Source organism: Eoetvoesiella sp. (assembly GCF_035555955.1).
Taxonomy (GTDB): Bacteria; Pseudomonadota; Gammaproteobacteria; order Burkholderiales; family Burkholderiaceae_B; genus Eoetvoesia.
Window position 1 is genome coordinate 49649 of record NZ_DATMGA010000012.1, and the last position, 24244, is coordinate 73892.

General features: G+C 63.8%; 23 protein-coding genes. 12 read left to right on the forward strand and 11 right to left on the reverse strand.

The annotated features are described in order from the left end of the window. Window position 1: 1 nt before the first annotated feature. From VNT00_RS02925 to VNT00_RS02940, 4 genes are all read right to left on the reverse strand, one after another. Window positions 2-2089 carry a hydantoinase/oxoprolinase family protein gene (locus VNT00_RS02925; protein ID WP_325584342.1) on the reverse strand — a complete coding sequence of 696 codons (2088 nt, stop codon included), beginning with the start codon at window positions 2087-2089 and terminating at the stop codon, window positions 2-4. 114 nt (window positions 2090-2203) lie between these two features. Next, window positions 2204-3625, reverse strand: coding sequence for an MFS transporter (locus VNT00_RS02930; protein WP_325584344.1), 1422 nt, complete (start codon window positions 3623-3625; stop codon window positions 2204-2206). 304 nt (window positions 3626-3929) lie between these two features. Next, window positions 3930-4637, reverse strand: coding sequence for an LrgB family protein (locus VNT00_RS02935; protein WP_325584346.1), 708 nt, complete (start codon window positions 4635-4637; stop codon window positions 3930-3932). 3 nt (window positions 4638-4640) lie between these two features. Further along, window positions 4641-5063 carry a CidA/LrgA family protein gene (locus VNT00_RS02940; protein ID WP_325584347.1) on the reverse strand — a complete coding sequence of 141 codons (423 nt, stop codon included), beginning with the start codon at window positions 5061-5063 and terminating at the stop codon, window positions 4641-4643. Between the two features lie 195 nt (window positions 5064-5258). Between VNT00_RS02940 and VNT00_RS02945 the strand changes: the two genes are divergently transcribed. Together VNT00_RS02945 and VNT00_RS02950 are read left to right on the forward strand one after the other, a co-directional pair. Next, window positions 5259-6218, forward strand: a complete 960-nt coding sequence (locus VNT00_RS02945; protein WP_325584349.1) for a LysR family transcriptional regulator — start codon at window positions 5259-5261, stop codon at window positions 6216-6218. An 89-nt stretch (window positions 6219-6307) separates the two neighbouring features. Continuing rightward, entirely contained in the window at window positions 6308-7525 is a 1218-nt protein-coding gene (locus VNT00_RS02950; protein WP_325584351.1) for an IscS subfamily cysteine desulfurase, read from the forward strand. Window positions 7526-7541: 16 nt separating this feature from the next. Here VNT00_RS02950 and VNT00_RS02955 read toward each other — a convergent pair whose 3' ends face one another. Further along, window positions 7542-8447, reverse strand: a complete 906-nt coding sequence (locus VNT00_RS02955; RefSeq protein ID WP_325584353.1) for a LysR substrate-binding domain-containing protein — start codon at window positions 8445-8447, stop codon at window positions 7542-7544. Between the two features lie 238 nt (window positions 8448-8685). On the opposite strand from VNT00_RS02955, the gene VNT00_RS02960 reads away from it, so the two are divergent. From VNT00_RS02960 to VNT00_RS02990, 7 genes are all read left to right on the forward strand, one after another. Beyond that, a complete protein-coding gene (locus VNT00_RS02960; protein ID WP_325584355.1) occupies window positions 8686-9882 on the forward strand; it encodes an ABC transporter substrate-binding protein in 1197 nt (398 codons plus the stop codon). 12 nt (window positions 9883-9894) lie between these two features. Then, entirely contained in the window at window positions 9895-10281 is a 387-nt protein-coding gene (locus VNT00_RS02965) for a cupin (protein WP_325584357.1), read from the forward strand. A gap of 61 nt (window positions 10282-10342) precedes the next feature. Further along, complete coding sequence (locus VNT00_RS02970) at window positions 10343-11554, forward strand: FAD-dependent oxidoreductase (RefSeq protein WP_325584359.1); 1212 nt, start codon at window positions 10343-10345, stop codon at window positions 11552-11554. Window positions 11555-11639: 85 nt separating this feature from the next. Then, window positions 11640-12320 (forward strand): DUF2848 domain-containing protein, encoded by a 681-nt coding sequence (locus VNT00_RS02975; protein WP_325584361.1) that lies wholly within the window; start codon window positions 11640-11642, stop codon window positions 12318-12320. Between the two features lie 97 nt (window positions 12321-12417). Next, window positions 12418-13776 carry an amidase gene (locus VNT00_RS02980; RefSeq protein ID WP_325584363.1) on the forward strand — a complete coding sequence of 453 codons (1359 nt, stop codon included), beginning with the start codon at window positions 12418-12420 and terminating at the stop codon, window positions 13774-13776. A 170-nt stretch (window positions 13777-13946) separates the two neighbouring features. After that, window positions 13947-15935: an AsmA family protein gene (locus VNT00_RS02985; RefSeq protein ID WP_325584365.1), complete on the forward strand. Its 1989-nt coding sequence runs from the start codon at window positions 13947-13949 to the stop codon at window positions 15933-15935. Window positions 15936-15970: 35 nt separating this feature from the next. Then, window positions 15971-16435: a carboxypeptidase-like regulatory domain-containing protein gene (locus tag VNT00_RS02990; RefSeq protein ID WP_325584367.1), complete on the forward strand. Its 465-nt coding sequence runs from the start codon at window positions 15971-15973 to the stop codon at window positions 16433-16435. A gap of 57 nt (window positions 16436-16492) precedes the next feature. Here the strand turns inward: VNT00_RS02990 and VNT00_RS02995 are convergent, their stop codons facing one another. Then, window positions 16493-17257: a class I SAM-dependent methyltransferase gene (locus VNT00_RS02995; protein ID WP_325584369.1), complete on the reverse strand. Its 765-nt coding sequence runs from the start codon at window positions 17255-17257 to the stop codon at window positions 16493-16495. Between the two features lie 258 nt (window positions 17258-17515). Here VNT00_RS02995 and VNT00_RS03000 point away from each other — a divergent pair, with 258 nt between their 5' ends. After that, window positions 17516-17959 (forward strand): DUF2501 domain-containing protein, encoded by a 444-nt coding sequence (locus VNT00_RS03000; RefSeq protein ID WP_325584371.1) that lies wholly within the window; start codon window positions 17516-17518, stop codon window positions 17957-17959. 186 nt (window positions 17960-18145) lie between these two features. Here VNT00_RS03000 and VNT00_RS03005 read toward each other — a convergent pair whose 3' ends face one another. The 4 genes from VNT00_RS03005 to VNT00_RS03020 all read right to left on the reverse strand — a co-directional run bounded on the left by VNT00_RS03005 (window position 18146) and on the right by VNT00_RS03020 (window position 21427). Next, window positions 18146-19363 carry a TIGR03862 family flavoprotein gene (locus tag VNT00_RS03005; protein WP_325584373.1) on the reverse strand — a complete coding sequence of 406 codons (1218 nt, stop codon included), beginning with the start codon at window positions 19361-19363 and terminating at the stop codon, window positions 18146-18148. 236 nt (window positions 19364-19599) lie between these two features. Then, window positions 19600-20418, reverse strand: a complete 819-nt coding sequence (locus tag VNT00_RS03010; protein WP_325584375.1) for a DODA-type extradiol aromatic ring-opening family dioxygenase — start codon at window positions 20416-20418, stop codon at window positions 19600-19602. Then, entirely contained in the window at window positions 20415-20723 is a 309-nt protein-coding gene (locus VNT00_RS03015) for an aromatic ring-opening dioxygenase subunit LigA (RefSeq protein WP_325584377.1), read from the reverse strand. Before VNT00_RS03015 ends, VNT00_RS03010 begins: the two co-directional genes overlap by 4 nt. Beyond that, the gene (locus tag VNT00_RS03020; RefSeq protein ID WP_325584379.1) at window positions 20720-21427 is read right to left on the reverse strand and encodes a glutathione S-transferase N-terminal domain-containing protein; all 708 of its coding nucleotides are present in this window, start codon (window positions 21425-21427) and stop codon (window positions 20720-20722) included. Before VNT00_RS03020 ends, VNT00_RS03015 begins: the two co-directional genes overlap by 4 nt. Window positions 21428-21673: 246 nt before the next feature. On the opposite strand from VNT00_RS03020, the gene VNT00_RS03025 reads away from it, so the two are divergent. Beyond that, the gene (locus VNT00_RS03025) at window positions 21674-22516 is read left to right on the forward strand and encodes a helix-turn-helix transcriptional regulator (RefSeq protein ID WP_325584381.1); all 843 of its coding nucleotides are present in this window, start codon (window positions 21674-21676) and stop codon (window positions 22514-22516) included. 103 nt (window positions 22517-22619) lie between these two features. Further along, window positions 22620-23216, forward strand: coding sequence for a ProQ/FinO family protein (locus VNT00_RS03030; protein WP_325584382.1), 597 nt, complete (start codon window positions 22620-22622; stop codon window positions 23214-23216). A gap of 7 nt (window positions 23217-23223) precedes the next feature. On the opposite strand, the gene VNT00_RS03035 is transcribed toward VNT00_RS03030, so the two are convergent. Beyond that, entirely contained in the window at window positions 23224-24219 is a 996-nt protein-coding gene (locus tag VNT00_RS03035) for a bile acid:sodium symporter family protein (RefSeq protein ID WP_325584384.1), read from the reverse strand. Between the last annotated feature and the right edge of the window lie 25 nt (window positions 24220-24244).

Sequence of the window (24244 nt, forward strand, 5' to 3'; positions counted from 1 at the left end):
GCTACTCTCCGATCTCGATATCAAGGTTTCCAAAGGGATCGACCACCACGCGGTCGGTGGGCAGCACCACCGTGGTCGACGCATGCTCTTCGATCAGGGCAGGGCCCTGGATGCGATCGCCGGCCTGCAGAAGCGTGCGGTCGTACACGGGGGTTTCCACGAAACCGGCATCGTCGAAGAACACCTGCTTTCTGCGAACCTGCGCCGCCGAAACCTCCCGGCCGGAGCCTGGGCCGCGCTTCTCCTGGGGCGGCTTGAGCATGGCGCCCGCCACGGAAACCCGCACGCTGACGATCTGCGCAGCCTCCTTGGGCGCGCAAGTGCCATAGCGCAGCAAATGCACGTCGTCGAAAGCCCGCTTGACGCCGTCGACGTCCCGGTTGTCGAAAAGCGCCTGGGGAAGCTCGACCGTCACAGCATGTTCCTGGCCCACGTAGCGCATGTCCGCATAGCGCTTGATGTCGATGGACTGGGCGCGGGTGGCGGAGGACAGGATCGCGTCCCGGCCGGCCTGCTCCATTTCCCGATACAAGGATTCGATGCCGTCGAACGCGGCCTCGGACAGCGCCTGGAAGCACGAACGCACGTAGTCGTAGCGCAGATCGCTGAAAAGCATGCCGTAGGCGGAAAAATGCCCCGGCGAAAACGGAATGACGACGCGGCGGATGCCCAGCTCGCGGGCGATGGCCGAGGCATGCAAGGGGCCGGCGCCGCCGTACACGATCATGGTGAAGGCGCCCGCGTCCAGCCCGCGCTCCGTCGTCACGCCCTTCACGGCATAGGACATGGCCGTTACCGCAATGCGCAAAATACCGTTGGCCGCCGTCTGCGTGTCCAGGCCCAACGGCCGGGCAAGATGCTCGTCCACCGCCCTGGTGGCGGCGCCCACGTCCAGCTTCATGCTGCCGCCCAGGAAGCACTCGGGGTCGAGCCGGCCCAGCAGCAGGTTGGCATCGGTGACGGTGGGCTGGGAGCCGCCGCGTCCGTAGCATGCCGGGCCCGGCATGGATCCCGCGCTGCGCGGGCCGACGCGCAGCGCGCCGCCTTCGTTCAGGGCCGCAATGCTGCCCCCGCCCGTGCCCACTTCAAAAATATCGATCATGGGAATCTGTATGGGCAGGGCCTTGGCGTAGCCGCCGATCAACGCGCTTCCCGTCGTCAGCGGAACGCCATTGCTGATCACGCCGGCCTTGGCGGTGGTGCCGCCCATGTCGAAGGCAATGGCCTGGGTCAGCCCGAGCTGGGCGCAGATGGCCTGCGCCCCGATGACTCCCGCCGCCGGACCCGATTCCAGCATCCTGACGCAATAACGCTTGGCGTCGTCGACGGGAAAAAGGCCGCCCGTGGACTGGACGGCATAGAAGTTGCCTTGGAATTCGCTTTGCGCCAGATGGGATTCGAGCTCCTGCAAATAGGACTCCACCCTGGGGCCGACGTAGGCGTTCGCGGCCACCGAAGAGGCCCGTTCAAACTCCCGGTATTCCTTCGACAGCTCGTGGGAAGCCGTGACGAACACCGACGGTATTTCCTCTTCGATGATCTCCTTGACCCGTTTTTCGTGCGCATCGTTGCTGTAGGAATGCAGCAGGATGACGGCGACGGCTTCGACGCCGCGCTCCTTGAGCTCCCGGGCGATGTCGCGCACCCTTTGCTCTTGCAGTTCTTTATGGACGGTTCCGTCCGCAAGAAGCCTTTCCTCGACCTCGAACCGCAAGGAGCGTTCGACCAGCGGCTGGTGCTTTGAGAAGTAAAGATTGTAGGCGTCCGGCCGGTTGATCCGGCCGATTTCGTAGATATCCCGGAAGCCCTCGGTAATGAGCAGGGCGGTTCGCGCGCCGCTGCGCTCGAGCAAGGTGTTGATGACGATGGTCGAGCCATGCAGGAAAATATCGGCGTCCTTGAACTGGACTCCGGCAATGTCCAGCGTATCTTGAATACCCCTTACCAGGCTGTCGTGCGTGGAAAGCGATTTGCCAAACAGCAGTTGCCGGCCGGTTTCGTCGAATGCCGCCAGATCCGTGAAGGTTCCGCCGATATCGACGGCCAGCCGAAGCCGGCGCTGTGCAGGTGTCGAAGTCGTGATGCTCATGGTGCTCTAAAAAATGCTGAATCCGCTCCGTCGACTCCGCGCGGATTCATTGTTGTCGGAATAGCCGGAGCAGGCCTCGATGAATAGGTGTTGACAGGCCCTGGTGCCTTCGCTCTAGGAGGCGATTTCGTCCAGAGCCCTGCCCTTGGTTTCCAGGCCGAACAGCGCTACCGCCGCGCCCCCGACCACTGCGGCCCCGCCAAACAAGACGAACACGGAATTGATGGAGCCGCCGGTAAGCAACGCTCCCACCACGACCGGCCCGATGATCGATCCGATTCTGAGCCAGCCGCTGGCCGTTCCCGCTCCAATGGCCCGTATCCGCGTGGGGTAGATCTCAGGGGCGTACACATACAGGCCGGCCAATAGAAAAGTGATGAACAGCATGCTTATCGATGCGCAGACCATGACCTCGAATGCGGGAACCGCGGTGCCCGCGTAAGCCAGATAAAGCATCGGTATCGCGCCTCCGAAGAAACCGATCATGAAGGTTTTGCGGCGCCCGATGTAATCGATCAGATAAATGCCGGCGAATGTCGCCAGGAATCCCACGACATTGCTGAACATCCCGTAGCGCAAGGCCACGTCCACCGGCAGGTGGTATTCGGTGCGATACAGCGTCGGCATCCATGCAATCAAACCGTATCCGGTCAATGAGGTGCAAAACGCCATGATCCACACTCCCACAGTGCGAGCCGCAAGGCCATCGGTCAACAGTTGCTTGAACGAAGGACGGCGGTGGACGGGGGGAATGGTCACGGACAGCGGCGGCAGCGCCTCGCGCTTTGCGGCGGGCAGATGCCCTTCGATATCGGAGAGGATTTTCTCGGCTTCACGGACGCGGCCATTGGCTGCCAGCCAGCGCGGCGACTCGGGAACCAGGCGTGGCAGCAGCAAGCCAAGAATAATCGGCAAGGCTCCGATGAAGAACATGGACTTCCATCCGTAGGCGGGGATGACCCATACGGCGATGACCGAGGTCAACAGCACCCCGAACGAAAACCCCGACTCCAGCGTAAAGATGATCCGGCCCCGGTTCTTGGCCGGGCTGAGCTCGTTCAGATACGTGGCCGCGATGGGAACCTCGCCTCCCAGGCCGATGCCCTGCAGAAACCGGAGTACGACGAAGATCACGAAGCCCCAGGCATACGCCGAACCCAGGCTGAACAAACCCATGATCAACAGCGCATACTTGAAAGCCGCGATACGGCCGAAGCGCTCCGCCGCCGCGCCCATCAGCAGGGCCCCGACCAATTGGCCAAGATAGCCCATGGAGATCATTATCCCGATTTCGCCCGGCGACAGCTTCCACTGCATCGCCAGCACGGGAAGCACGAATGCAATGGCAACGGCGTCGAAGGCATCGAAGACATGCCCCGTGGCGGCCACGGCCAGCAGCTTGGCGTGCCAGCCCGAAACCGGCAGGCGCTCTATCCGCGCCGAAATCAATGCCACATCGCGGCGGCCTTCTTCCGCGCTGCTTAAACTGGTACCCGTGGGTTGAGCCCCCACCTCACTTTGTATTGCTCCTTCCATGTCGCCTCCTTTTAGTGAAATATTTCACTTTCGTGTAACCACCAAGAACAGCAAAACAGCATTCGTGCAATCGCCCTGCGTGCTTCTTTGCGCCTTTGCGGCGCCGATTCGGCTTTTTTATTATTTAGTGAAATATTTCACTTTTATATGAAAAACAGGGAGCCAGTCGTTTTTTCTAAAATTATTAAATCAGCTTTTATTCGGATGCGCAAGAAAATTAACACATCAAAAAAACAACCGGGGCGGCGGGCCGGCCGCCGAACCGCAAAGACCTGTTTACTCCGCATTCTTTGCGTACGGGCTACTACAAATACATCAGCACCGTTGCGCCCAGCACGTTCATCAGCCCGATCAGCACCATGACCAGTCCGGCTATGGAGCCCTCTTCGCGGCCCAGTTCATACGCCTTGGCGGTTCCCGCGCCGTGGGCGCCCACGCCCAGCAAGGCCCCGCGCGCCAGGGACGAGCGTATCGGCAGCCAGGACAGCATGGACTGGCCGATAATGGCGCCCAGCACGCCGGTCACCACCACGAAAATGGCGGTCAGGTCGGGAATGCCGCCGATATCGCCGGACACCTCCATGGCGAAGGGCGTGCTGATGGAGCGCGGAAGCAGGCTCAGGCGCAGCGCCCCATCCAGGCCGAGCAGCGTGGCCAGACCCCAGCCGGTGGCGATGGCCGTGGCGCTGCCCGCCACCATCCCGATCAGCAGCACCGGCCAATGGCGGCGCACCAGCGTGCGCTGCTCGTAAATCGGCACGGCGAACGCAACCGTGGCTGGGCCCAGCAGGCTTACCATCCATCCAGCGCCTTGAATGTAATCTTGGTAGCTGACATGCGCCGCCAGAACCACCGCGATCAACAGCGCGGGCGCCAGCGCCAGCGGCGTCAGCCACCACCTGGCATAGCGCGTGTACAGCCGTTTGGCGATCACATAGAAAACGATGGTCAAGGCCGACCACAACAATCCATCGGCCAATGGCCTCATGCCGGGCAACACGGATGCAACCACGATTCAGCCCTGCCCGCCGCCGCGCCGCGCTTGCCTGGACATCCACGCATAACAAGTATCGACGGTCAGCGCCGTGACCGCCATGACGGTCACCGTGCCCACGAGAATCACCAGAAGTATCTTCGCACCGAGCAGGCCGATGAATTCGCCATGCTGGGTAACGGCCAGCACGGCCGGCACGAAGAACAGCAGCATTTCCGCCAGAAACCATTGCGCGCCGCGGCGCATGCTCATCGGGCTGATGCAGCCGGTCGCCAGCAAGGCCAGCAGCAGCGCCAATCCGACGATGCCGCCGGGCACGGGTAAATGCGCCAGCCGAACCAACGCCTCGCCCAACAGCCAAAAGCCGATGATCAGGCCGATTTGCGCAAGCCTTGCCTGATGCAGGCCGCGCCGGAAATTTACGGTGAGGGCACGTGTCTTCATGAATGGATCAACTCCTGTGAAGACAGTGTAGGTTTCGCCCAGGATATTCTACAAATGAATTATTCGAATAATTTTGATTCAATAATGGAATAATATGAGGAGAAGGCGGCACGATTGAAACCACCCGGGCGCACGCCGGGAGCCGCCCCGGGCGCGGCCCGGCGGCCTGTCCACAAACCAGCACGGAGAAATCCCATGGAACTGCGCAACCTGCGGGCATTTGTCGAAGTCGTCCGCCAAGGGGGCTTTTCTCGGGCGGCTAAAGTTGTTTTTGCCACACAGCCCACGGTCAGCAAGGCCGTCAGGCAATTGGAGGAAGAACTGGGCACGCCGCTGCTCGAACGTATCGGCCACCGCCACACGCTGACCTCGGCCGGCGAGGCGGTTTACCGCCACGCCACCCGCATGCTGACGGCGCGCGACGAGCTCTTGTCCGAACTGCAGGACATCCAGGGACTGCGGCGCGGGACGCTGCAGCTGGGGTTGCCGACCATAGGCTCGAACACGCTGTTCGCGCCGCTGTTTGCCATCTATCTCCACCGTTACCCCGCCATCGACATCCGGCTGGCCGAACACGGCAGCGTGCAGCTCGAGGAAATCCTGCGGGCCGGCAATATCGAGCTGGCCGCAACGCTGTTGCCGGTAAGCCACGAGTTCGAAAGCCAGGCGGTGCGCAAAGAGCCTCTTGTGGCGCTAATGCCGGCCAACCACAGGCTGGCGCGCCGCGCCTCGGTCAAGCTGGACGACCTGCGCACCGAGCCCTTCGTCCAGCTGGAAAGCAGCTTTGCCTTGAACCGGATCATTCTTCAGGCCTGCCATCGGCGCGGCTTCGAACCGGCGGTGGCCGCGCGCAGCGGCCAGCTCGACTTCCTGACGGCCCTCGTCGCAGCCGGGCTTGGCATTGCTTTTCTGCCGCGCCTGATCATGGACGAACGCCGGCAGGCCGGACTGGCTCACGTCTTGCTGGACGAGCCCGACCTCAATTGGGACCTGGCCATGATCTGGCGCCGCGGCGCCTATCTGTCGCTGGCCGCGCGCGCCTGGCTGGAAATCGTGCGCGATGCGCATTCGAAAGAGCAGGCGCCGGAGCCCGGGACGAAGCCGCAGCAGCCATCCGGCGCGCCGCGGCCGCCTTCCAGACGCCGCCGTCCGTAGCCACGAACTGCTCGAAATTGGGGGCCCTGAACGGGCGCGGTGTTAAGATTGAGCTGTATCCATACCTTCAGAATTCCGGAGTCGGGCTCATGCCTTCACGCCCCATCTACATGGACTACGCGGCCACCTCGCCGGTGGATCCGCGCGTCGCCGACAAAATGACGCCCTGGCTGTACGAGCATTTCGGCAACCCCGCGTCGCGCACCCACCCCTACGGCTGGGAGGCCGAGGAGGCCGTCGAGGAAGCCCGCTCGCAGGTTGCGCAACTGGTCAATGCGGACCCCAGAGAGATCGTCTGGACGTCCGGCGCCACCGAATCCGACAACCTCGCCCTGAAAGGCGCCGCGCATTTCCATGCCGGGCGCGGCAAGCACATCGTCACGGTGAAAACCGAGCACAAGGCCGTGCTCGACACCTGCGCCGAACTCGAGCGCCAGGGTTTCGAAGTCACCTACCTGGACGTCCAAAGCGACGGCCTGCTGGACCTGGAGGCCTTCAAAAAGGCGCTGCGGCCCGACACCATCCTCGCTTCCGTCATGTACGTGAACAGCGAAATCGGCGTCATCCAGGATATTCCGGCCATCGGCGACATATGCCGCGAAAACGGCGTCCTGTTCCACGTCGACGCCGCACAAGCCACGGGCAAGGTCGACATCGACCTGCAGACTCTCAACGTCGATCTCATGTCTTTCTCGGCGCACAAGACCTGCGGGCCGAAAGGCATAGGCGCGCTGTACATACGCCGCAAGCCGCGCGTGCGCATCGAGGCGCAGATGCATGGCGGCGGCCACGAAAAGGGCTTTCGCTCGGGCACCCTGCCCACGCACCAGATCGTCGGCATGGGCGAGGCATTCCGCCTGGCGCGCCTGGAAATGCACGACGAGAACCTGCGCATCGGCAAGCTGCGCGACCGGCTCTGGGAAGGGCTTTCCAGGCTGGACGCGGTTTACCTCAATGGCAGCCTCGAACGGCGTTCGTGCAACAACCTGAACCTGAGCTTCGACTACATCGAAGGCGAGTCCCTGCTCATGGCCGTCAAGGACCTGGCCGTCTCCAGCGGGTCGGCCTGCACCTCGGCCAGCCTCGAGCCCTCGTACGTGCTGCGCGCCCTTGGGCGCAGCCACGAACTGGCCCACAGCGCCATCCGCTTCAGCCTGGGCCGCTTCACCACACAAGAAGACATCGACTTTGCCGTCAAGCTGATCACCGGGCAAGTCGGCAAGCTGCGCGACATGTCGCCGCTATGGGAAATGGCGCAGGAAGGCATCGACGTGCATGCCCTGCATTGGGAAGACGGCCTGAAATAACGCAGCCAGGACCCCGTTACACCCCAGGATGGGAAAGCCCGCTTTTGGTGCCCGTCAACCACAAGCGAAACCTGGTCAGCGCAACCTCGTTGCTTTTGTCTTCGGGATAGGCAAAGTAATAGGCGCCCGGACTTTGCACCGACAGATCGGACAGCACCCGCAAGGCTCCGCTGTCCAGAAGATCATCGATCAGGAAGCGCGGCAGCAGCGCCACGCCTTGCCCGGCGCATGCGGCGGCGATCAGCATGGACTGCACTTCGAAGCGAGCCCCGCGCATGATGTTGATATGCGTGGCGCCCGCCGCCGAGCTCCATTCGCGCCATGCGTCGGGCCGGGTCATCAAATGCAATAGCGGCTGCCGCACGATCTCGGCGGCCTCCATGCTTTTCAGCTCGCTGGCGACCCTGGGGCTGCCCACGGGCAGCAGAACCTCGTCGAACAGATACTCGGTTTTCGCGCCCGGCCAGGAATCCGACCCGAAGTAGAGCGCCCCGTCGATGGACGCCTCGTTGAAAAGAAACCGGCTGGTTCTGGCGTGCACATTGATCGTGATACCGGGATGCTCGCGATTGAAATCGCCCAGCCGGGGAATCAGCCACTGGGCGCTGACCGTGGGCAGCGCCGCGATCTCCAGCACGCGCCCTTCCCCTTCGTGCGCCATGATTTCCAGCGTCTGCCTCTCGAGCTTGTCCAGCGTCTGGGCGATATTGGCGCTGTAGACCCGGCCGGCGCGCGTAAGGATGACGCGCTGGCGAACCCGGCTGAACAGCGCCACGCCCAATTGCTCTTCCAGCAAGGCGATCTGACGCGACACGGCGCTGGCCGTCAAGGACAGCTCGTGCGCCGCGGCGGTCACGCTTTCGTGCTTGGCCACCGTGGAGAACGCCAGCAGCGCCCCCAGGCTGGGGATGTTTCTACGCATCGACTTATTTCCAAAAACTTAACATATGTGAAAAACAAATCGTTTGTCGCATGAGCATATGCGCCATTACCATTTAATTCATAAGAACTTTCATGCGGGTACCGTGTGAATATATATCAAAAATATCAACAACCGGAGTTTACGGCCTACTTGCCGGCATAGCGTCGCCAATCGACGAATCCTGAACACGGTGGAACAAGCCACGCTCGGCCACCCTTACGACCACGGAGACAAAACAATGCAAAACCCCTTCCAGCCCTACCTCAAGCCTATGGCCGCCGCGGCTTTCGCCGCCTGCTTCTGCGCTTCGGCGGCCCATGCCGCGACAGAGCCGGTGCCGCTGAAGATCGGCGTAATCCTTCCGTTCAGCGGCGAGTTCTCGTCCTTCGGCAAGCAGATCAGCAACGGCATCAAGGTTTTCCTGAAAGAACACGGCGATGTGGTGGCCGGCCGGAAAATAGAAATGATCTACAAGGACGACACCGGCATCGCGCCCGAGGTCGACCGGCGCGAAGCCCAACACCTGCTGGTGGCCGACAAGGCCGAGATCCTGGCGGGCTTCGGCCTGACGCCTTCGGCGCTGGCGGCGGCGCCGGTCGCCACCCAGGCCAAGCGCCCGATGATCGTCATGAATGCATCGAGCGCCGTCGTTCCGTCGCGCTCGCCGTACATCGTGCGCGTATCGTCGTCGCTGCCCCAGACCGCCATTCCCCTGGCGCAATGGGCCGCCAGGCACGGCATCAACAAGGTATACACGCTGGTGGCCGACTACGCGCCCGGCATCGACACCGAAAAAGCCTTCAGCAAGGCCTTCAAGGACGAGGGCAAGACCATCGTCGGCAGCGTGCGGGTTCCGGTAAGCAATACCGATTTCGCCAGCTACGTGCAAAAGGTCAAGGACGAAAAACCCGATGCCGTGTTCGTCTTCCTGCCGCCCGGCCCCGCCACCGTGGCGTTCGTCAAGCAATACCGCGAACGCGGCCTGCGCAAGGCCGGCATACGCCTTATCGGCACTCACGACCTGACCGATGAAACCCTCATCGACTCGCTGGGCGACGGCGTCATCGGCACCATTACATCGGGCTATTACTCGCCCACGCACGACTCCGGCCTGAACCGCAAATTCGTCAAGGAATACGCGCAAATGTTCGGCCCCGACGACCGCCCCAACTTTCTTTCGGTGGACGGCTACGACGGCATGGCGGCCATTTACGCGGCGCTCGAAAAAACCGGCGGGAAAACCGAGGACGGCGCCAAGCTGATCGACGCGCTCAAGGGCCTCAGCTTTGAAAGCCCGCGCGGCCCGATCAGCATCGACCCGCAAACGCGGGACATCACCCAGAACGTTTATCTGCGCGAGGTCAAGCGCGACGGCAAGCATTTGGTCAATGTCGAGTTCGACAAGATCGCCAACGTCAAAGCAGCCAAACCCTGAAAGGACATCATCATGGCAGTCAACAAGCAGCACAAGGAATTTCACACCATCGACATGGAGTCCGGCTGGGAACAGCCGCCAGGCTATCCGCCCGGCCTGAACGTCCAGCAGAAGGTTCTGGCGGGCGGCCTGGATGAGAAGGCCAAGCGCGGCTCGCAGACCCGCCTGCTGCGCTTCGGGCCCGGCGTCTTCACCACCAAGCCCTTCGTGCACGACTATTGGGAAGAGGTGTTTCTGGTCTCGGGCGACCTGAGCGTCGGCAACGACGAAAACGGCCAAGGCGGCCAGGCGTTCCCGCCCAACACCTATGCCTGCCGCCCGCCCGGGGCCTACCACGGCCCTTTCAAGTCCGACGGCGGCTGCGTGCTGCTCGAGATCCACTACTACGACCCGGCCTAGGTCCTGGGGCGCCTTGCTGCGCGGGCGCGCCACCCCATACGTTCCAAGGAATTCATTCATCATGAGCAAAGAAGTACCAGTCATCATCGCGGGCGCCGGCCCGGTCGGCATGGTCGCGGCGGCGGATCTCGTGCGCCGCGGCATCCCGGTCACGGTATGCGAGAAAATGAACAGCCTGAGCCTGGAGTCCCGGGCGTCGACCTTCCATCCGCCCACCCTGGACATGCTCGACGACCTGGGCTTTGCCGAACCACTGATGGCGCAGGGCCTGGTCGCGCCGACGGTGCAATACAGCTCGACCGCCGACGGCGAGCTCGGCACCTTCAATTTTTCAGCCATCTCGGACCTCACCCGCCACCCCTATCGGGTGCAGAGCGAACAGTTCAAGCTGACGCGCATCATCCTGGATCGCCTCAAGGACAACCCCTTGTTCACCATCAGGTTCGGCGCGCCCATCGTATCCATTAGCCAGGATACGGAAGGCGTCGACATCGGCCTGCAGGCCGACGGCGGCACGCAGCGCCACCGCTGCCGGTGGCTGATCGGCGCGGACGGCGCCAACAGCATCGTCCGGCGGGCCCAGGACATCGAGTTCGACGGCTTTACCTGGCCGGAACGATTCCTGGTCATCACGACCTCCTTCGACTTCGCCTCGGCTCGGCCAGGCGTGTCGTCCGTAAGCTATGTGGCCGACCCCGTGCGCTGGCACTTCCTGCTGCGCATCGTCGGCGCATGGCGGGTGATGATGCCCGTGGCCACCGAAAAGTCGGACGAGGAAGCCACGAGCGACGCCTACATCCAGGAATCGATGCGGCGCGTCCTGCCGCCCGGCGCCGACTTCGACGTCCAGCACGTAACGCTTTACCGGGTGCACCAGCGCGTTGCCAAATCGTTCCGCCTTGGGCGCACCTTCCTGGCCGGCGACGCCGCGCACATCAACAACCCCCTGGGCGGCATGGGCATGAACGGCGGCATCCACGATGCCCTGAACCTGTCGAAGCGGCTCGGCCGCGTCATCCTGGGCGAAGCCGGCGAGGCCGCGCTCGACTCCTACGACCTGCAACGCCGCACGGTGACGCTGGAGGCTATCCAGGGCGACACCATCCGCAACAAGCGCAACCTGGAAGCCCGCGACGAGAACGACCGCAGGCAGTTCCGCGACCAGATCCGCGAAGCCGCCGCCGACCCCGAAAAGGGGCGTGCGCTGCTGCGGCGCATTGCCATGTTCGACAGCCTGGAACGGGCGGCTTCCCTGGAGCCGGAAAAGGTCTGACGCAAAGGCCGGCGGCTCGTCCGGCCGGGGCAAGGCAGGCTGTGGGCGGCACGATGCCGCCCTCTTCAACATCGGAACAGTGAAAATGATTCTAAAGCTGAACATCGAAAGCCGCCGCGGCGCGGCGCCGCAGGATTTTGCCGTCGACGACCTGGTCATCGCCGGCTGGGCAGGCCGCGACAAGGCCGCCGTGGAAGAGCATATCGTCGAGCTGGAGGCCCTGGGCATCGCCCGGCCCGCCAGCACGCCCTTGTTCTACCGGGTGGCCGCTTCCCGGCTCACGACCCACGGCAACATCCAGTGCTGGGGCGCGGCATCCAGCGGTGAGGCGGAAACCGTGCTGTTCGCAGGCGCCGACGGCCGGCTGCACGTGGGGCTGGGCTCCGATCACACCGACCGCAAGGTAGAGGCCTACGATGTGTCCGTCTCCAAGCAGATGTGCGACAAGCCCGTCGCCGGCACCGTCTGGCCTTTCGACGACGTGGCGGATCACTGGGACAGCCTGATCCTGCGGAGCTTCATCCAGGAAAACGGCCGGCGCGTCCTGTACCAGGAAGGCAAGGTGGACGCGCTGCTTGCGGCCACGGAACTGATCCACGGCTACACGGGCTCGGACGCGCTGGCGCCGCACACCGCCATGTTCGGGGGAACCCTGACCGCCATCGGCGCCATCCGCCCCTCGGCCAGGTTCGAGGCCGAGCTGGAAGACCCTGTACTCGCGCGCGTCATCCGTCTGGGCTATAACATAGTCCCGCTGCCTGTTTGACGGCAGGTCAACGACGAACCAGCGCAAGTACGCACCGGATCCGCATACCGCGACGCGGGGCCCGGCCTGTCAACGCCCAATAAGGAATCACGAAGCCATGACACACTTCGAACCCACGCTGGCCAGCCTGGCGGGTGATCTTGCGGCCGGCCGCAGCAGCAGCCGCGCCCTGACCGAAGCCTGCCTGGCCCGGATTCACGACGACAAGGGAAACGGCGGAAACGCCTTCACCCTGGTCGATGCGCAAAACGCCCTGGCTGCCGCAAGCGCCATGGACGCGCTGCGGCAAGCCGGCGCGGCGCCCTCGCCGTATGCCGGCATCCCCGTTTCCATCAAGGATTTGTTCGATATCGCCGGGCAAGTCACCACGGCGGGATCGACCATTCTGGCGAACAACAAACCGGCAGCCACGGACGCTCCCGCCGTGGCGCGGCTGCGCCGGGCCGGCTTCGTCGTCGTCGGCCGAACCAATATGACCGAGTTCGCCTACTCCGGCCTGGGCATCAACCCGCACTACGGCACGCCGCTCAACCCCTGGGACGCACAGGCGGCCCGGGTGCCGGGCGGCTCGTCCTCGGGCGCCGGCATCTCGGTGGCGCGCAGCATGGCCTATGGCGCCCTGGGAACCGACACGGGAGGCTCCTGCCGGATTCCCGCGGCCTTCCTGGGGCTGGCGGGGTTCAAGCCCACCGCCAGCCGCGTTCCGCGCAGTGGCGCAATACCGCTGTCCACCACCCTGGACTCCGTGGGTCCGATTGCCCGCAGCGCCCATTGCTGCGCCATCATGGATGCCATTCTGGCCGGCGAGCCGCCCGAAACGCCCGCCATTCCGCCAGTGAAGGGGCTGCGATTCGTCGTGCCCACCACGGTGGCCCTGGATGCGCTGGACCCGCAGGTGGCCCGGGCTTTCGAGCAAAGCCTGGGCCGGCTTGCAGCGCAAGGCGCGCATATCCAGGAACTGCCCTTCCCCGAATTCGGCGACATTGCCTCCATGAACGCAAAAGGCGGCTTTTCCGCCGCCGAAAGCTATGCCTGGCACCGGCATCATCTTGAGGCACAAGGCGCCAGCTACGACCCGCGCGTTCGAATCCGCATCGAACGGGGCGCCTTGCAAACGGCAGCCGATTATCTGGACACCCTGGCCGCGCGGGCGGCGCTCGTCGAAACCTCGCGGGCGCGCATCGCCCTCTACGACGCCATGCTGATGCCCGCCGTCGCCATCATTCCCCCGCGCATTGCGGATCTGGCCAACGACAGCGACTACAGCCGCATCAATATGCTGGCGCTGCGCAACGCCAGCATCGTCAACATGATCGACGGCTGTGCATTGTCGGTGCCCATGCATGAACCGGATGCCGCCCCGGCCGGAATGATGGTCTGCGGCGCGGCGGGACAAGACCGGCGCATCCTGGCAATCGGCGCGGCTGTCGAAAGCGCGCTCCGCGTCCATGCCTGACCGGACCGCCCTGGCGGTTTTGCACGACCGGCGGGCCCGGCCGACCGGTAAAGTTTGCTTACCGTAGCCGCTGCGGCCGCCTTGCGGGCGCCGCGCCAAACTTGTAGGCTTTAGACAAGCAGGCATGCTGTTCGGCCAGGCATGCACCGCCGCTACAAGGGAAAGCCAATATGCCACGCTACGCAAAAGCCATAGTCGGAATCGTCCTGGGATTGATCCTGATAGTGGCCGCATGCGTAGCGGCGCTGGCGCTCATGGACTGGAACATGGCCAGGCCCTGGCTGGGCCGCCAGATCAGCGAACTCACCCACAGGCCGGTTTCCCTCGACGGCGATCTTTCCGTGCAATGGCTGTCCCCGCAAGCCGAACCCGTCGGCAAAGCGGGGTGGCTGCCCTGGCCGCAAATCACGGCCCGCGACATACACATCGGCAATCCCGCGTGGAGCACCTCGTCCCCGGACATGGGCAAGGTGGGGAAACTGGCGGTTACGCTGAACCTTGCCGCGCTGCTCACCCGCACCGTGCAAATACCCAGCCTGGAACTGCAAGACGCCGACATCGTGCTGGAACGCGAAGAAAGCGGCGCCAACAATTGGTCGCTCACCGAAAAACCAGCCGAAAACAGCCCTCCCCCGGCCTGGAACCTCGACCTGCAGCGCCTTGTCCTGCACAACGTGGACATCCGGTTCAAGAATCCAGGTGCGAAGCTGGACGCCAAAGTCAACCTGAACACGCTGGACGAAACCACGGAGCAGGGCTACGGCATCGGCTGGAAAGCTTCGGGCATCTACAACAAGGCCGAGATCAGCGGCCGGGGCCAGGCCGGCAGCATTTTGTCCTTGCAGGAAAACGGCCAGGGCAGGCCTTATCCCATCCAGGCCACCGTAAAGGTGGGCGCGACCACCATCGACATCGAAGGTTCGATCACACGCCCCACCAATCTGGCGGCCCTCGACCTCACCCTGAAGCTCAAGGGCGCCTCGATGGCCGACCTCAACCCCCTGTCCGGCCTGGCCTTGCCGGACACGCCCGCCTATGCCACGCAAGGCCGGCTGACCGGCCTGCTCGACCGCGGGCAATCACAATGGCATTACGAGAACTTCAAGGGCCGGGTGGGCGCCAGCGACCTGGAGGGCAGCGTGGAATACCTGATGCGCAAGCCGCGCCCCCTGCTCAAGGGAACGCTGCACTCCAAGCTGCTGCGCCTGAAAGACCTCGGACCGCTTATCGGCCTGGGCAAGAGCAACGACAAGCAGCCCCCTGACAAGGCCCTGCCCGCCAGTCCCATCAACACGGCAAGCTGGGACAGAATGGACGCGGACATCCGGTTTTCCGGCGACAAAATCGTGCAAAGCGAGCAACTGCCGCTGGAGAACGTCAAGGCCGACGTCAAGCTGGACGACAAGGTCCTGACGCTTACGCCGCTGGACTTCGGCGTGGCGGGCGGCACGCTGGCTTCCACCATCATGCTGGACGGAAAGGGCAGCGACATCCAGGCCAAGTTGAACGTTTCCGCCCGCCATCTGAAGCTGCGCAAGCTGCTGCCGGGGGCCGAAAGCATGCAAGCCAGCCTGGGGGAACTGCACGGCGACGCGACGCTGAGCGGCCACGGCAAATCGTTCGCGCAATTGCTGGGCACTTCGAGCGGCCAACTTAGCGCCGTCATCGGCAAAGGCACCATCAGCCACCTGCTGATGGAAACAGCCGGCCTGAACCTGGCCAACATCGTGCTGGTCAAGCTGTTCGGCGATGAGCAGGTCAAGCTCAACTGCATGGTCAGCGACTTCGGCGTCAAGAACGGCCTCATGCAGACGCGCGTGTTCAAGCTGGACACCGAAGACGCCACCGTCGACATCACGGGCACCATCAACCTGGCCTCGGAAAAGCTCGACCTGGACATCAAGCCCGAAAACAAGACGCTGCGCATATTCACGCTGCGCACGCCCTTGTACGTGCGGGGCACGTTCAAGAAGCCGGATGTGGGAGTCCATGCGGGCCCCATAGCCGCCAGAGCCGGCGCGGCGGTGGCGCTGGGAGTCGTGGCCGCGCCGCTGGCCGCGCTCGTGCCTTTGCTCAACCTGGGCACGAACGAGGGCAACGGATGCGGCGAACTGCTGAAAAAAGGCAACGCAAAAACCAAGGGAGCGAGTATAAAATAAGAGCCTGATCAGCTCACTCAAGGAGAATGGTCATCATGTTCCCCGCAAACACCGAACATCGTTCTGCCACACCGAAGCTTGCGCAAAAAATCCGTAAATCGCTTGTTGGCGCCGCCCTTTGCGCGGGCGCGCTTCTCGGCGGCGGCGCCTTCGCCCAGTTGCCGCCGGCGCAGCACTCTGGAAGTATCGAATACGTGACCGGCGGCATCGGCATCGACGAATCCACCGCCTTCAAGCAAGCCATGCCCAGGTATCCCCTGGCATTGACGTTCGCCCAAAGGCTGGACGGCAAGGCGGCTTATGTTTCCGACGTCTCCGTCGTCATACGCAACGCCAAGAACGACAACGTTCTGAACGCCGACGCAAACGGCCCTTATTTTCTGGTTCGGCTGCCGGCGGGCAAGTACCGGGTTTCCGCCACCTACCAAAACAAAACCCAGACCCGCAACGTCGACGTCCACGCAAAAGGCTCAGCCAGGGCGGTGTTCGAATGGCATTGACGCGCGGATCCGCCCACTGAGGCGCTGCGGATCCACCGCCTTTGCCGAAGCCGCCATTCACGCGGGTTTGACGGCTTCCACCCATGCCGTATCGACGACGAACGAGTTGTCTGCCTGCACCTCGAAATACTCCAGCACCTCTGCCGGCGCGGCCTGCAAAAGCGACACAATGGCGGCAACACGCTCGGCGGGCGTTTGCATTCTTTCGACCCAGTTCGCGAAATTGAGCGGCAGCTTCCATTGCCTGGATGCCAGGGCCTGGAAGCCTTCCCGCTTGAGCACCGCCTCCCAATCGGATACGGACCGATTGCGGACATGCGAGGTGTCGCGCAGCAGCTCGATGGACTGCATATACGTCGTCAACAAGGCGTTCTGCGGTGTCACGACATCGATGACCACCAGCTTTCCGCCAGGCTTCAGAACCCGCATGATCTGCTCGGCCACGGTCTGGATACAGACCCAATGGTGGGCGCTGAAGCGGGTAAGAACGATGTCGAAGGAAGCCGGCTCGAACGGCAGGGCCTCGGCCACCCCGCATTCGGCGCGGATATTGTTCAGGCCGCGCTCGGCCGCCGTGCGCTGAACCAGCGCCACCATTTCACGCGAGAGGTCGTAAGGCACGACGCTATCGACGAACGGCGCCACGGCGAAGCTGACATGCCCGGCGCCGCAGCCAAGATCCAGCACCCGGGCGCCGGGATGCGCCTGGGCCAAGGCGGCCAGATCCTGCAGATCCTGGCCCTGGGCATGCACGGCGCTGGTCAGGTAGGCGCCGGCCACCGGGTTGTATTGTTCTGAAACGACTTGTGTCTGGTTGCGCATGATCGCCTTCCTGTAATGAACGATTTTTTATTCTAGGCGTTTCTCATACCTGTACAAGACAATTGAAAATACTAGTACAGCAGATAACAGCCTCGGCATGGGCGGCATCGGCATCCTGTATCCTAATATCCGCTTGATCAACTCGCGAAGCAGGCAAGCACACTATGACTGCTGCAACAAACAGCCAATAACGCGCGCCCCGAAAAGGGCTTACAGTTGAAAGCCGCAGCATCGTTCCATCGGCCAAAGGAGTTCCACATGAACCATACTCATCGCGCGGCAGTTCTCGGCGGACTGCTGGCAATCGTCCTTCCATTCTGCGCCGCCCAGGCCCAACTTGGCGGCGACCTGCTCAAAAGCGGCGCCAGTAGCGCCGGCGGTCTTCTTGGCGGCGGGGCCGGAGGCTTGCTGTCCGGATCGGGCGCCGGTTCAAGCAATATCAGCAATATTGCGGGCGTGCTGGAGTACTGCCTCAAAAACAAATACCTTAGCGGCAACAGCGCGCAATCGGTTCAGGACTCGCTGATGAACAAAACCACCGACAAGCCCTCGACCACCAGCAGCAGCTACACCGACGGCATAAAGGGAATTCTGCACGGCGACGACGGCAAGCAGGTGAACCTGGGCGGCAGCGGGCTGAAAGCGGCGGCCACCGAACAAATCTGCAACACGGTGCTTTCCTCGGCGAAGTCCATGCTTTGACCGCCCGCCAAAGCGCCAGCCTGCGGCCTCAGGCTAAGGCCAGGCGCGACAAGGTCGATACGGCGCCGAAGGCGCCCCCGCATTGCGTCGCAGAGGCTCCGGTCCTCAAACCGGGGCCTCTATACCATGGGGGTTGCGCCTGCAACCCGAAGCTCTCGGGACTGCCGGCGGGAAAGCTTTTTCCAGCTATCGGCCAAGCCAGCGCAATACGCCGCGCCCCGCCGCCTGGCCGCTGGCAAGGCAAGCGGTCAGCAAATAGCCGCCGGTTGGCGCTTCCCAATCCAGCATCTCGCCGGCGCAGAACACGCCGGGAACCGGCCGCAGCATCAGGCCCTGGTCCAGTCCCTCGAACCGCACGCCGCCGGCGCTGCTGATGGCCTCGGCCAAAGGCTGCATGCCGCTCAGCCTTACCGGCAGCCGCTTGATGCCCACCGCCAGGATCGCCGGATCGTCAAACGCTTCTTTGGGCAGGCATTCGCGCAGCAGGCCCATCTTGGCGCCGTGCAGGCCCAGGCGGCTGCCCAGATGGCTGGACCAGGAACGGGCGCCGCGCGGACGGCCGGTTTCGGCGCGCACCCGCGCCGGCTCGTAGGCGGGCAGCAAGTCGATATGCACGACCGCCTCGCCCCGCGCCAGGATCGTGTCGCGCACGCTGGCCGACCAGGCATACATCAGCCCGCCTTCCAGGCCGTCGGCCGTCACCATGAGTTCGCCGCGCCGCATGGCGGGCTCTCCCGCGGGAGCCATGGCAATCGCCTTCAATGGCCGTCCGGCGAACTTCTGTGAGAAATAAGGCGTCCAGCCGGCCAGGAAGCCGCAATTGGCCGGCAACAGCGGCGCCATCTCGACGCCGCGTTGCGCCAGCACGCTTTGCCAGGCCCCGTCGGAACCCAGCCTGGGCCAACTGCCGCCGCCCAGCGCCAGCACCACCGCGTCCGCGCGCACTCGCAGCGGGCCCGAAGGCGTATCCAGCCGCAAAGCGCCATCGTCGTCCCAGCCGCGCCAGACATGCCGCGTGTGCACACGCACCCCGCCGGCGCGCAGGCGGCGCAGCCACGCCCTGAGCAAAGGCGCAGCCTTCATTTCCTTGGGAAACACCCGGCCCGACGAGCCCACAAAGGTTTGCACGCCCAGGCCGTGTGCCCATTCGCGCGCGGCCTGCGCATCGAAGCCATCCAGCCAGGGCTCAACCTGCGGCTCGCGCCCGCCGAAACGCGACCGGAACACGCGCGCCGGCTCGCTATGGGTAAGGTTGAGGCCGCCGCGCCCGGCCAGCAGGAACTTGCGGCCCACCGAGGGCATGGCGTCGTAAAGGTCGACGGCCACGCCAGCCTGGGCCAGCGTTTCGGCCGCCATCAGCCCGGCGGGGCCGCCGCCTATGACGGCTACGGAATGAGAAGACATGGCATTGAATGGCAAAGCGGCCCTGCAAGCATGGCCGGCGGCAGCCGTCCACGCTCATGAAAAAGGGCAAAAGAAATGCCACGGTAGCACAACAAGGCCGGCCTCACGCTCCGGGAGCGTCAATGCTCGACATACTTCGGAATCTGACGCGGCGGTGTGTGGTCGAGACGGCTCGCCGCCTATCCAGCCTCAGGCCGTCTCGACGACAGTGGCTTGCTCCCCCCGGAAACCAGCCACTAAAGCTGCATGACACCCACCGTGCATCCGCAGGCGAATTGGGGAATGGGCTCGTAGCACCAGACTTCGCCGGGGGCGCCGCCGGCCGCCCCCGCGGCGGCGATATAGGTGCGGATTTCGTAGCCCCCCTGCCCGCCATCGAGGTAGGTGGCGTCGTCGGTGTAGTCGAGCAAGGCGTCGCGGTCGTTGGCGGCCCAGCGGCGCAGGAACTCTCTATCCCACTCTTCGTTGATCAGCCCCGTGTCCGGCGTGCATGGCCAATGGGAGATCCCGCCGGTGCCGATGACCGCGATCCGCTCGCTCATGCTCTCGGCGGCGTGGCGTATGGCCTGCCCCAGGGCGTAAACGCGGTGCAGCGGCGCCAGCGGCGGGTTCTGGCAATTGATGTTCATGGGAATGACCGGCAGATCGTAGTCGGGCGTCAAATGATGCAGCGGCACCATGATGCCGTGGTCGAATTTCCATTCCTCGCAATAGCTGAGATCCACGCTTTGCATCATGCCCTGGATCAGGCGCAGGGAAATATCCCGGCTGCCTGGAACCCGGGTACGGGGAATGCGCAGCCACTCGGGGTCTTCGATGGGGCCATCGTAGTGATCCGCCATGCCCACCGCGAATGCGGGCATATTGTCCATGAAGAAATTGGCGAAATGCTCGGCCGCGATCACCACCAATACATCCGGACGCGCATCGCGCAATGCCTGGCGCATGCGCGCGTAGCTTTGCATGAGGCGCTCCCGCGCCGCGGGCTCGGCGCGCTCGGTGCGCGCCGTAATGCCCGGACCGTGGCTGCACACGCCGCAAAATACAATACTCATGGTTTTTCCTTCTTGATCGCGTAGATGCCTTCGCGCACCTCGCCGTAGGACGCCAGGCCGGCGCGCATGGCATCCAGGTAATCATTCCACTCATACCCGCAGGCCGCGGCAAAATGCATCAGCAACTGGCCATTGACCCCCAGCACGTACAGCAGTCCGATATCCGGCTTGCTTAGCGCGCCGCGCTCTTCCGTGCTGAGTTCATAGGCCTGCATGAAGGCATCGGGCCCGGTCTTGAACGCTTCCAGGGCCTCGGGGCTGCGATTGACCTCGTAGATAAGTTTCTGCACCGCGTACAAAGTCATCGGGAACCCGCCCCGGCAACTGATGCATTCCGGCCCTGGGCGTCGTCCAGCGGGATATGGTCGGGCAGGTCGTAGGCCCGCACGCAGCGCTCCCTGGCCACCACCTTGCGTACGGCGGAGCGCGCCGCCACACGCTCGGCCAGCGCCCGGTAGCGGGGACGCTCGGGCAGATCGCACTGCAGGCGATCGTCGTAGCTCCACAGATAGAAGACGAACAGGTAGGCATCCACCACGGTAAACGTCTCGCCCAAGGCATACGCGCTGGCCGGGTCCAGGCGCGATTCGATCAGCGCCAGGTACTTGGCCAGGTTCTTGCGGCCCTGCCGCCGCACCTGCTCCATCGCCGCCGGCTCGTCCCCGCCATAGGTCTGGGGCCGGAACACCGAGCGGTACGACACATGCAGACTGCTCGAAATCAGATTCATCCACTCGTGAGCCCGCGCCCGCGCCAGCGTGCCGGGACGCGGCAGCAGCTGGCGTTCGGGAACCAGGTCGGCAATGTAGGTAAGAATGGCCTGGGACTCGGTAAGCGGCTGGTCATCGATGCCCAGGGTGGGCACCGTTCCGCCGGGGTTGAGCCGCAAATACTCCTCCCGCCGGTTTTCCTGGTTGCGGATGTTGACCGATACCGCCTCGTACGCCAGGCCCGACTCCTCCAGGGCGATATGCGAGGCCAGCGAACAGGCCTTCGGGCTGTAGTACAAGGCAAGCTTCGGTGGAAAAGCGAAAGACGGCGAACCAGGCATACAACTTCCTCGACGAATGAAAGTCCGCATCGGCGCCGGCGCAATTCGCCACGGCAAGCCCATGTGGAGCCATTTACATTAAAATTACCGATGACACGGCGCGGCAGCGCGCCGCAACGGCGACCATGCACCATAATAAAAATACGGCCGTCCACTGTATGTCCCCTGAACTGTGGACAAAACGCCAGAACACGGAGTCTGCAAATGCGGATATGGAAAGGCAACCCACCACCCGGCAGCAAATTCCCGATCTCGCAATCGGGGCTTTCCCAATTGCTGTCGGCCATCACGGACGAAGACCGGGCGCGATTGCCCCGGGCCATCCTGGACCTGGTTCGCGCCGAGGTGGACATGCTGAATTGCGCCATGTTCCTGTTGCCCGCCAGAGGCCAGCCATTGCTGCTGGGGCATGCCGAATCCCGGCCATCCCCCACGCCGCCATCGGCTTCCAGCGCCTACATCAGGCAGCACTACCAGCGCGACATCGCCCTGCAGGAGGTTCTGCGCAGCAACACCCAGGCGCCACAGGCGGGCTCCACCATTCTGCTGCACCAGAACGCGCAGGACATCGTCGACCCCGCCTACCGCAACGCCTGCTACGACAGCGTGGGCACTCTGCAGCGGTTCGGCATATTCCGCCAGCTCGGAAACAACAACAATCTGTTCATCGGCCTTTACCGCACGGCCCGCGCGCAAGCGCTGTCCCATTCCGACCTGCGCTACCTGGAACTTCTGGCCAATTGCCTGGGCGAGGCCGCCGTCCAGCGTTTTCGCACCATGCCGCAGGCGCCCGCCCTAAGCGCCAGCGGACTCGATCGCCTGCAAGCCGGGCTGGACAACAAGCTCAGCAAGCGCGAGTACGACCTCGTGCTATCCATAGCCCGTGGCCTCACCGTGCCCGCCGCCGCCCAGGCCATGGGAATAAAAACCGCCTCGGCCATCACTTACCGCAATCGCGGCTTTGCCAAGCTGGGCGTCAGAACACAGCAAGAGCTCTTTGCCAAGCTCATGGAACACGGCCACGGCGCCGCGGCGCTGCCGGGCTGACTGGCGGGGTAACAGCTCGTTTCCTTCCACACCGGCCCGGCGCAACCAAACGCCGCCGGATTGCTACAATCGCACCACAGTCAACTTATGGAATTACGACGCGATGGGATTCGAACAACTGGCCGCACTGAAACGCGAGCTGACCGCCAAGGCCGAGCAGGAAAGGCAGGCAAAGCGGGGCAACCGTAAAGAACGGGTTTCGCAACGGCCGGCCGCCCCCAGGAACAGCCAGAAAAACGCCGAACCGGTCGATCCCGTCGTGATCACGATCTCGCGCCTGCAGCGCCTGTTTCCCAAGGCTTTTCCCAAAAAGCCGGCGCCCAAGGTGCCGCTGAAACTAGGCATCCACAAGGAATTGCACCTGCAGGCCGAGACCCTTAAGCTGACCCCCGAGGAAATCACCGAGGCCGTCAAGACCTGGTGCCAGGGCAGCCGCTATTGGGCCTGCATGATCCAGGACGCCCCGCGCCTGGACCTGTCGGGCGAGCCGTCCGGCACGGTTACCGCGGCCGAAGCCCAGTTCGCCAAAAAGCTGGCGTCGCGCCAGCGCGCCAATGCCGCGAAATCGCGCAAGGCGGCCAAACAGCCCACGCCCCAAGCCTCCCAGGACACGGCCGCCGAACCCCAAGACCAGCCTGGCGCAGCCGCACCGGCCGCCGCCGAGCCCGAAGCCGGCACGCTGGACGTCCAGGGCCTTTAACGCCCCATCAAGCAGGTTCCTGCAAAGCGTCCTCGCCGGAGGGCGCTCGCTGCTGGTATTTTTGCGCCAGCACGGCGCACACCATGAGCTGAATCTGGTGAAACACCATGAGCGGCAGCAGCATCGGCCCCACCATGCTGGAAGCGAACAGCACCTGGGCCATGGGAACGCCGGTCGCCAGGCTTTTCTTCGAGCCGCAGAACACGATGGTGATTTCGTCTTCCTTGTTGAAGCCCAGGCGGCGGGCCAGCTGGGTGGTGGCCGCCAGCGCCAGGGCCAGCAGCACGCAACATACCAGCACCAGCACCAACAAGGCCATGGGCGGCACCGTTTTCCACAACCCGCCAATGACCGAAGCGCTGAACGCGGTGTAGACCACCAGCAAAATGGAACCCTGGTCGACCATTTTCAGCCAGGTCTTGTTGCGATGCACCCAAGCGCCGATCCAGGGGCGCATGAGATGACCGGCCACGAACGGCAGCAGCAATTCGACGCTGATGTGCACGATGGCATGCAGCGTCGACCCCGACTGGCCGCCCCCCCCGATCAGCCAGCTCACCAGCAAGGGGGTGACCACAATGCCGATCAGGCTGGAGGCGGACGCGCTGCACACCGCCGCCGGAATATTGCCGCGCGCAATGGAGGTAAAGGCGATGGCCGACTGGACCGTGCCGGGCAAGGCGCAAAGATACAGCACCCCCATGTACAAGGGCCCGCCCAGCAAAGGCAGCAGCACGGGCCGCAGCACCCATCCCAGAATCGGAAACATGATGAAGGTGCAGGCAAACACCAGGGCATGCAGGCGCCAGTGCATGGCACCCGCGATGATGGCGTTGCGCGAGAGCTTGGCGCCGTGCATGAAAAACAGCAGGGCGATGGCCAGGGTGGTCAGCCACTCGAACAGCACGGCCCCGCTCCCGTGCGCGGGCAACAGCGTGGCTATCGCGATGACCACGATCAGGGTAAGCGTGAATTTATCGAACAGCAGGCGGATATTGGACATGTCTTGAAGGGCTTGCGTGGAACAG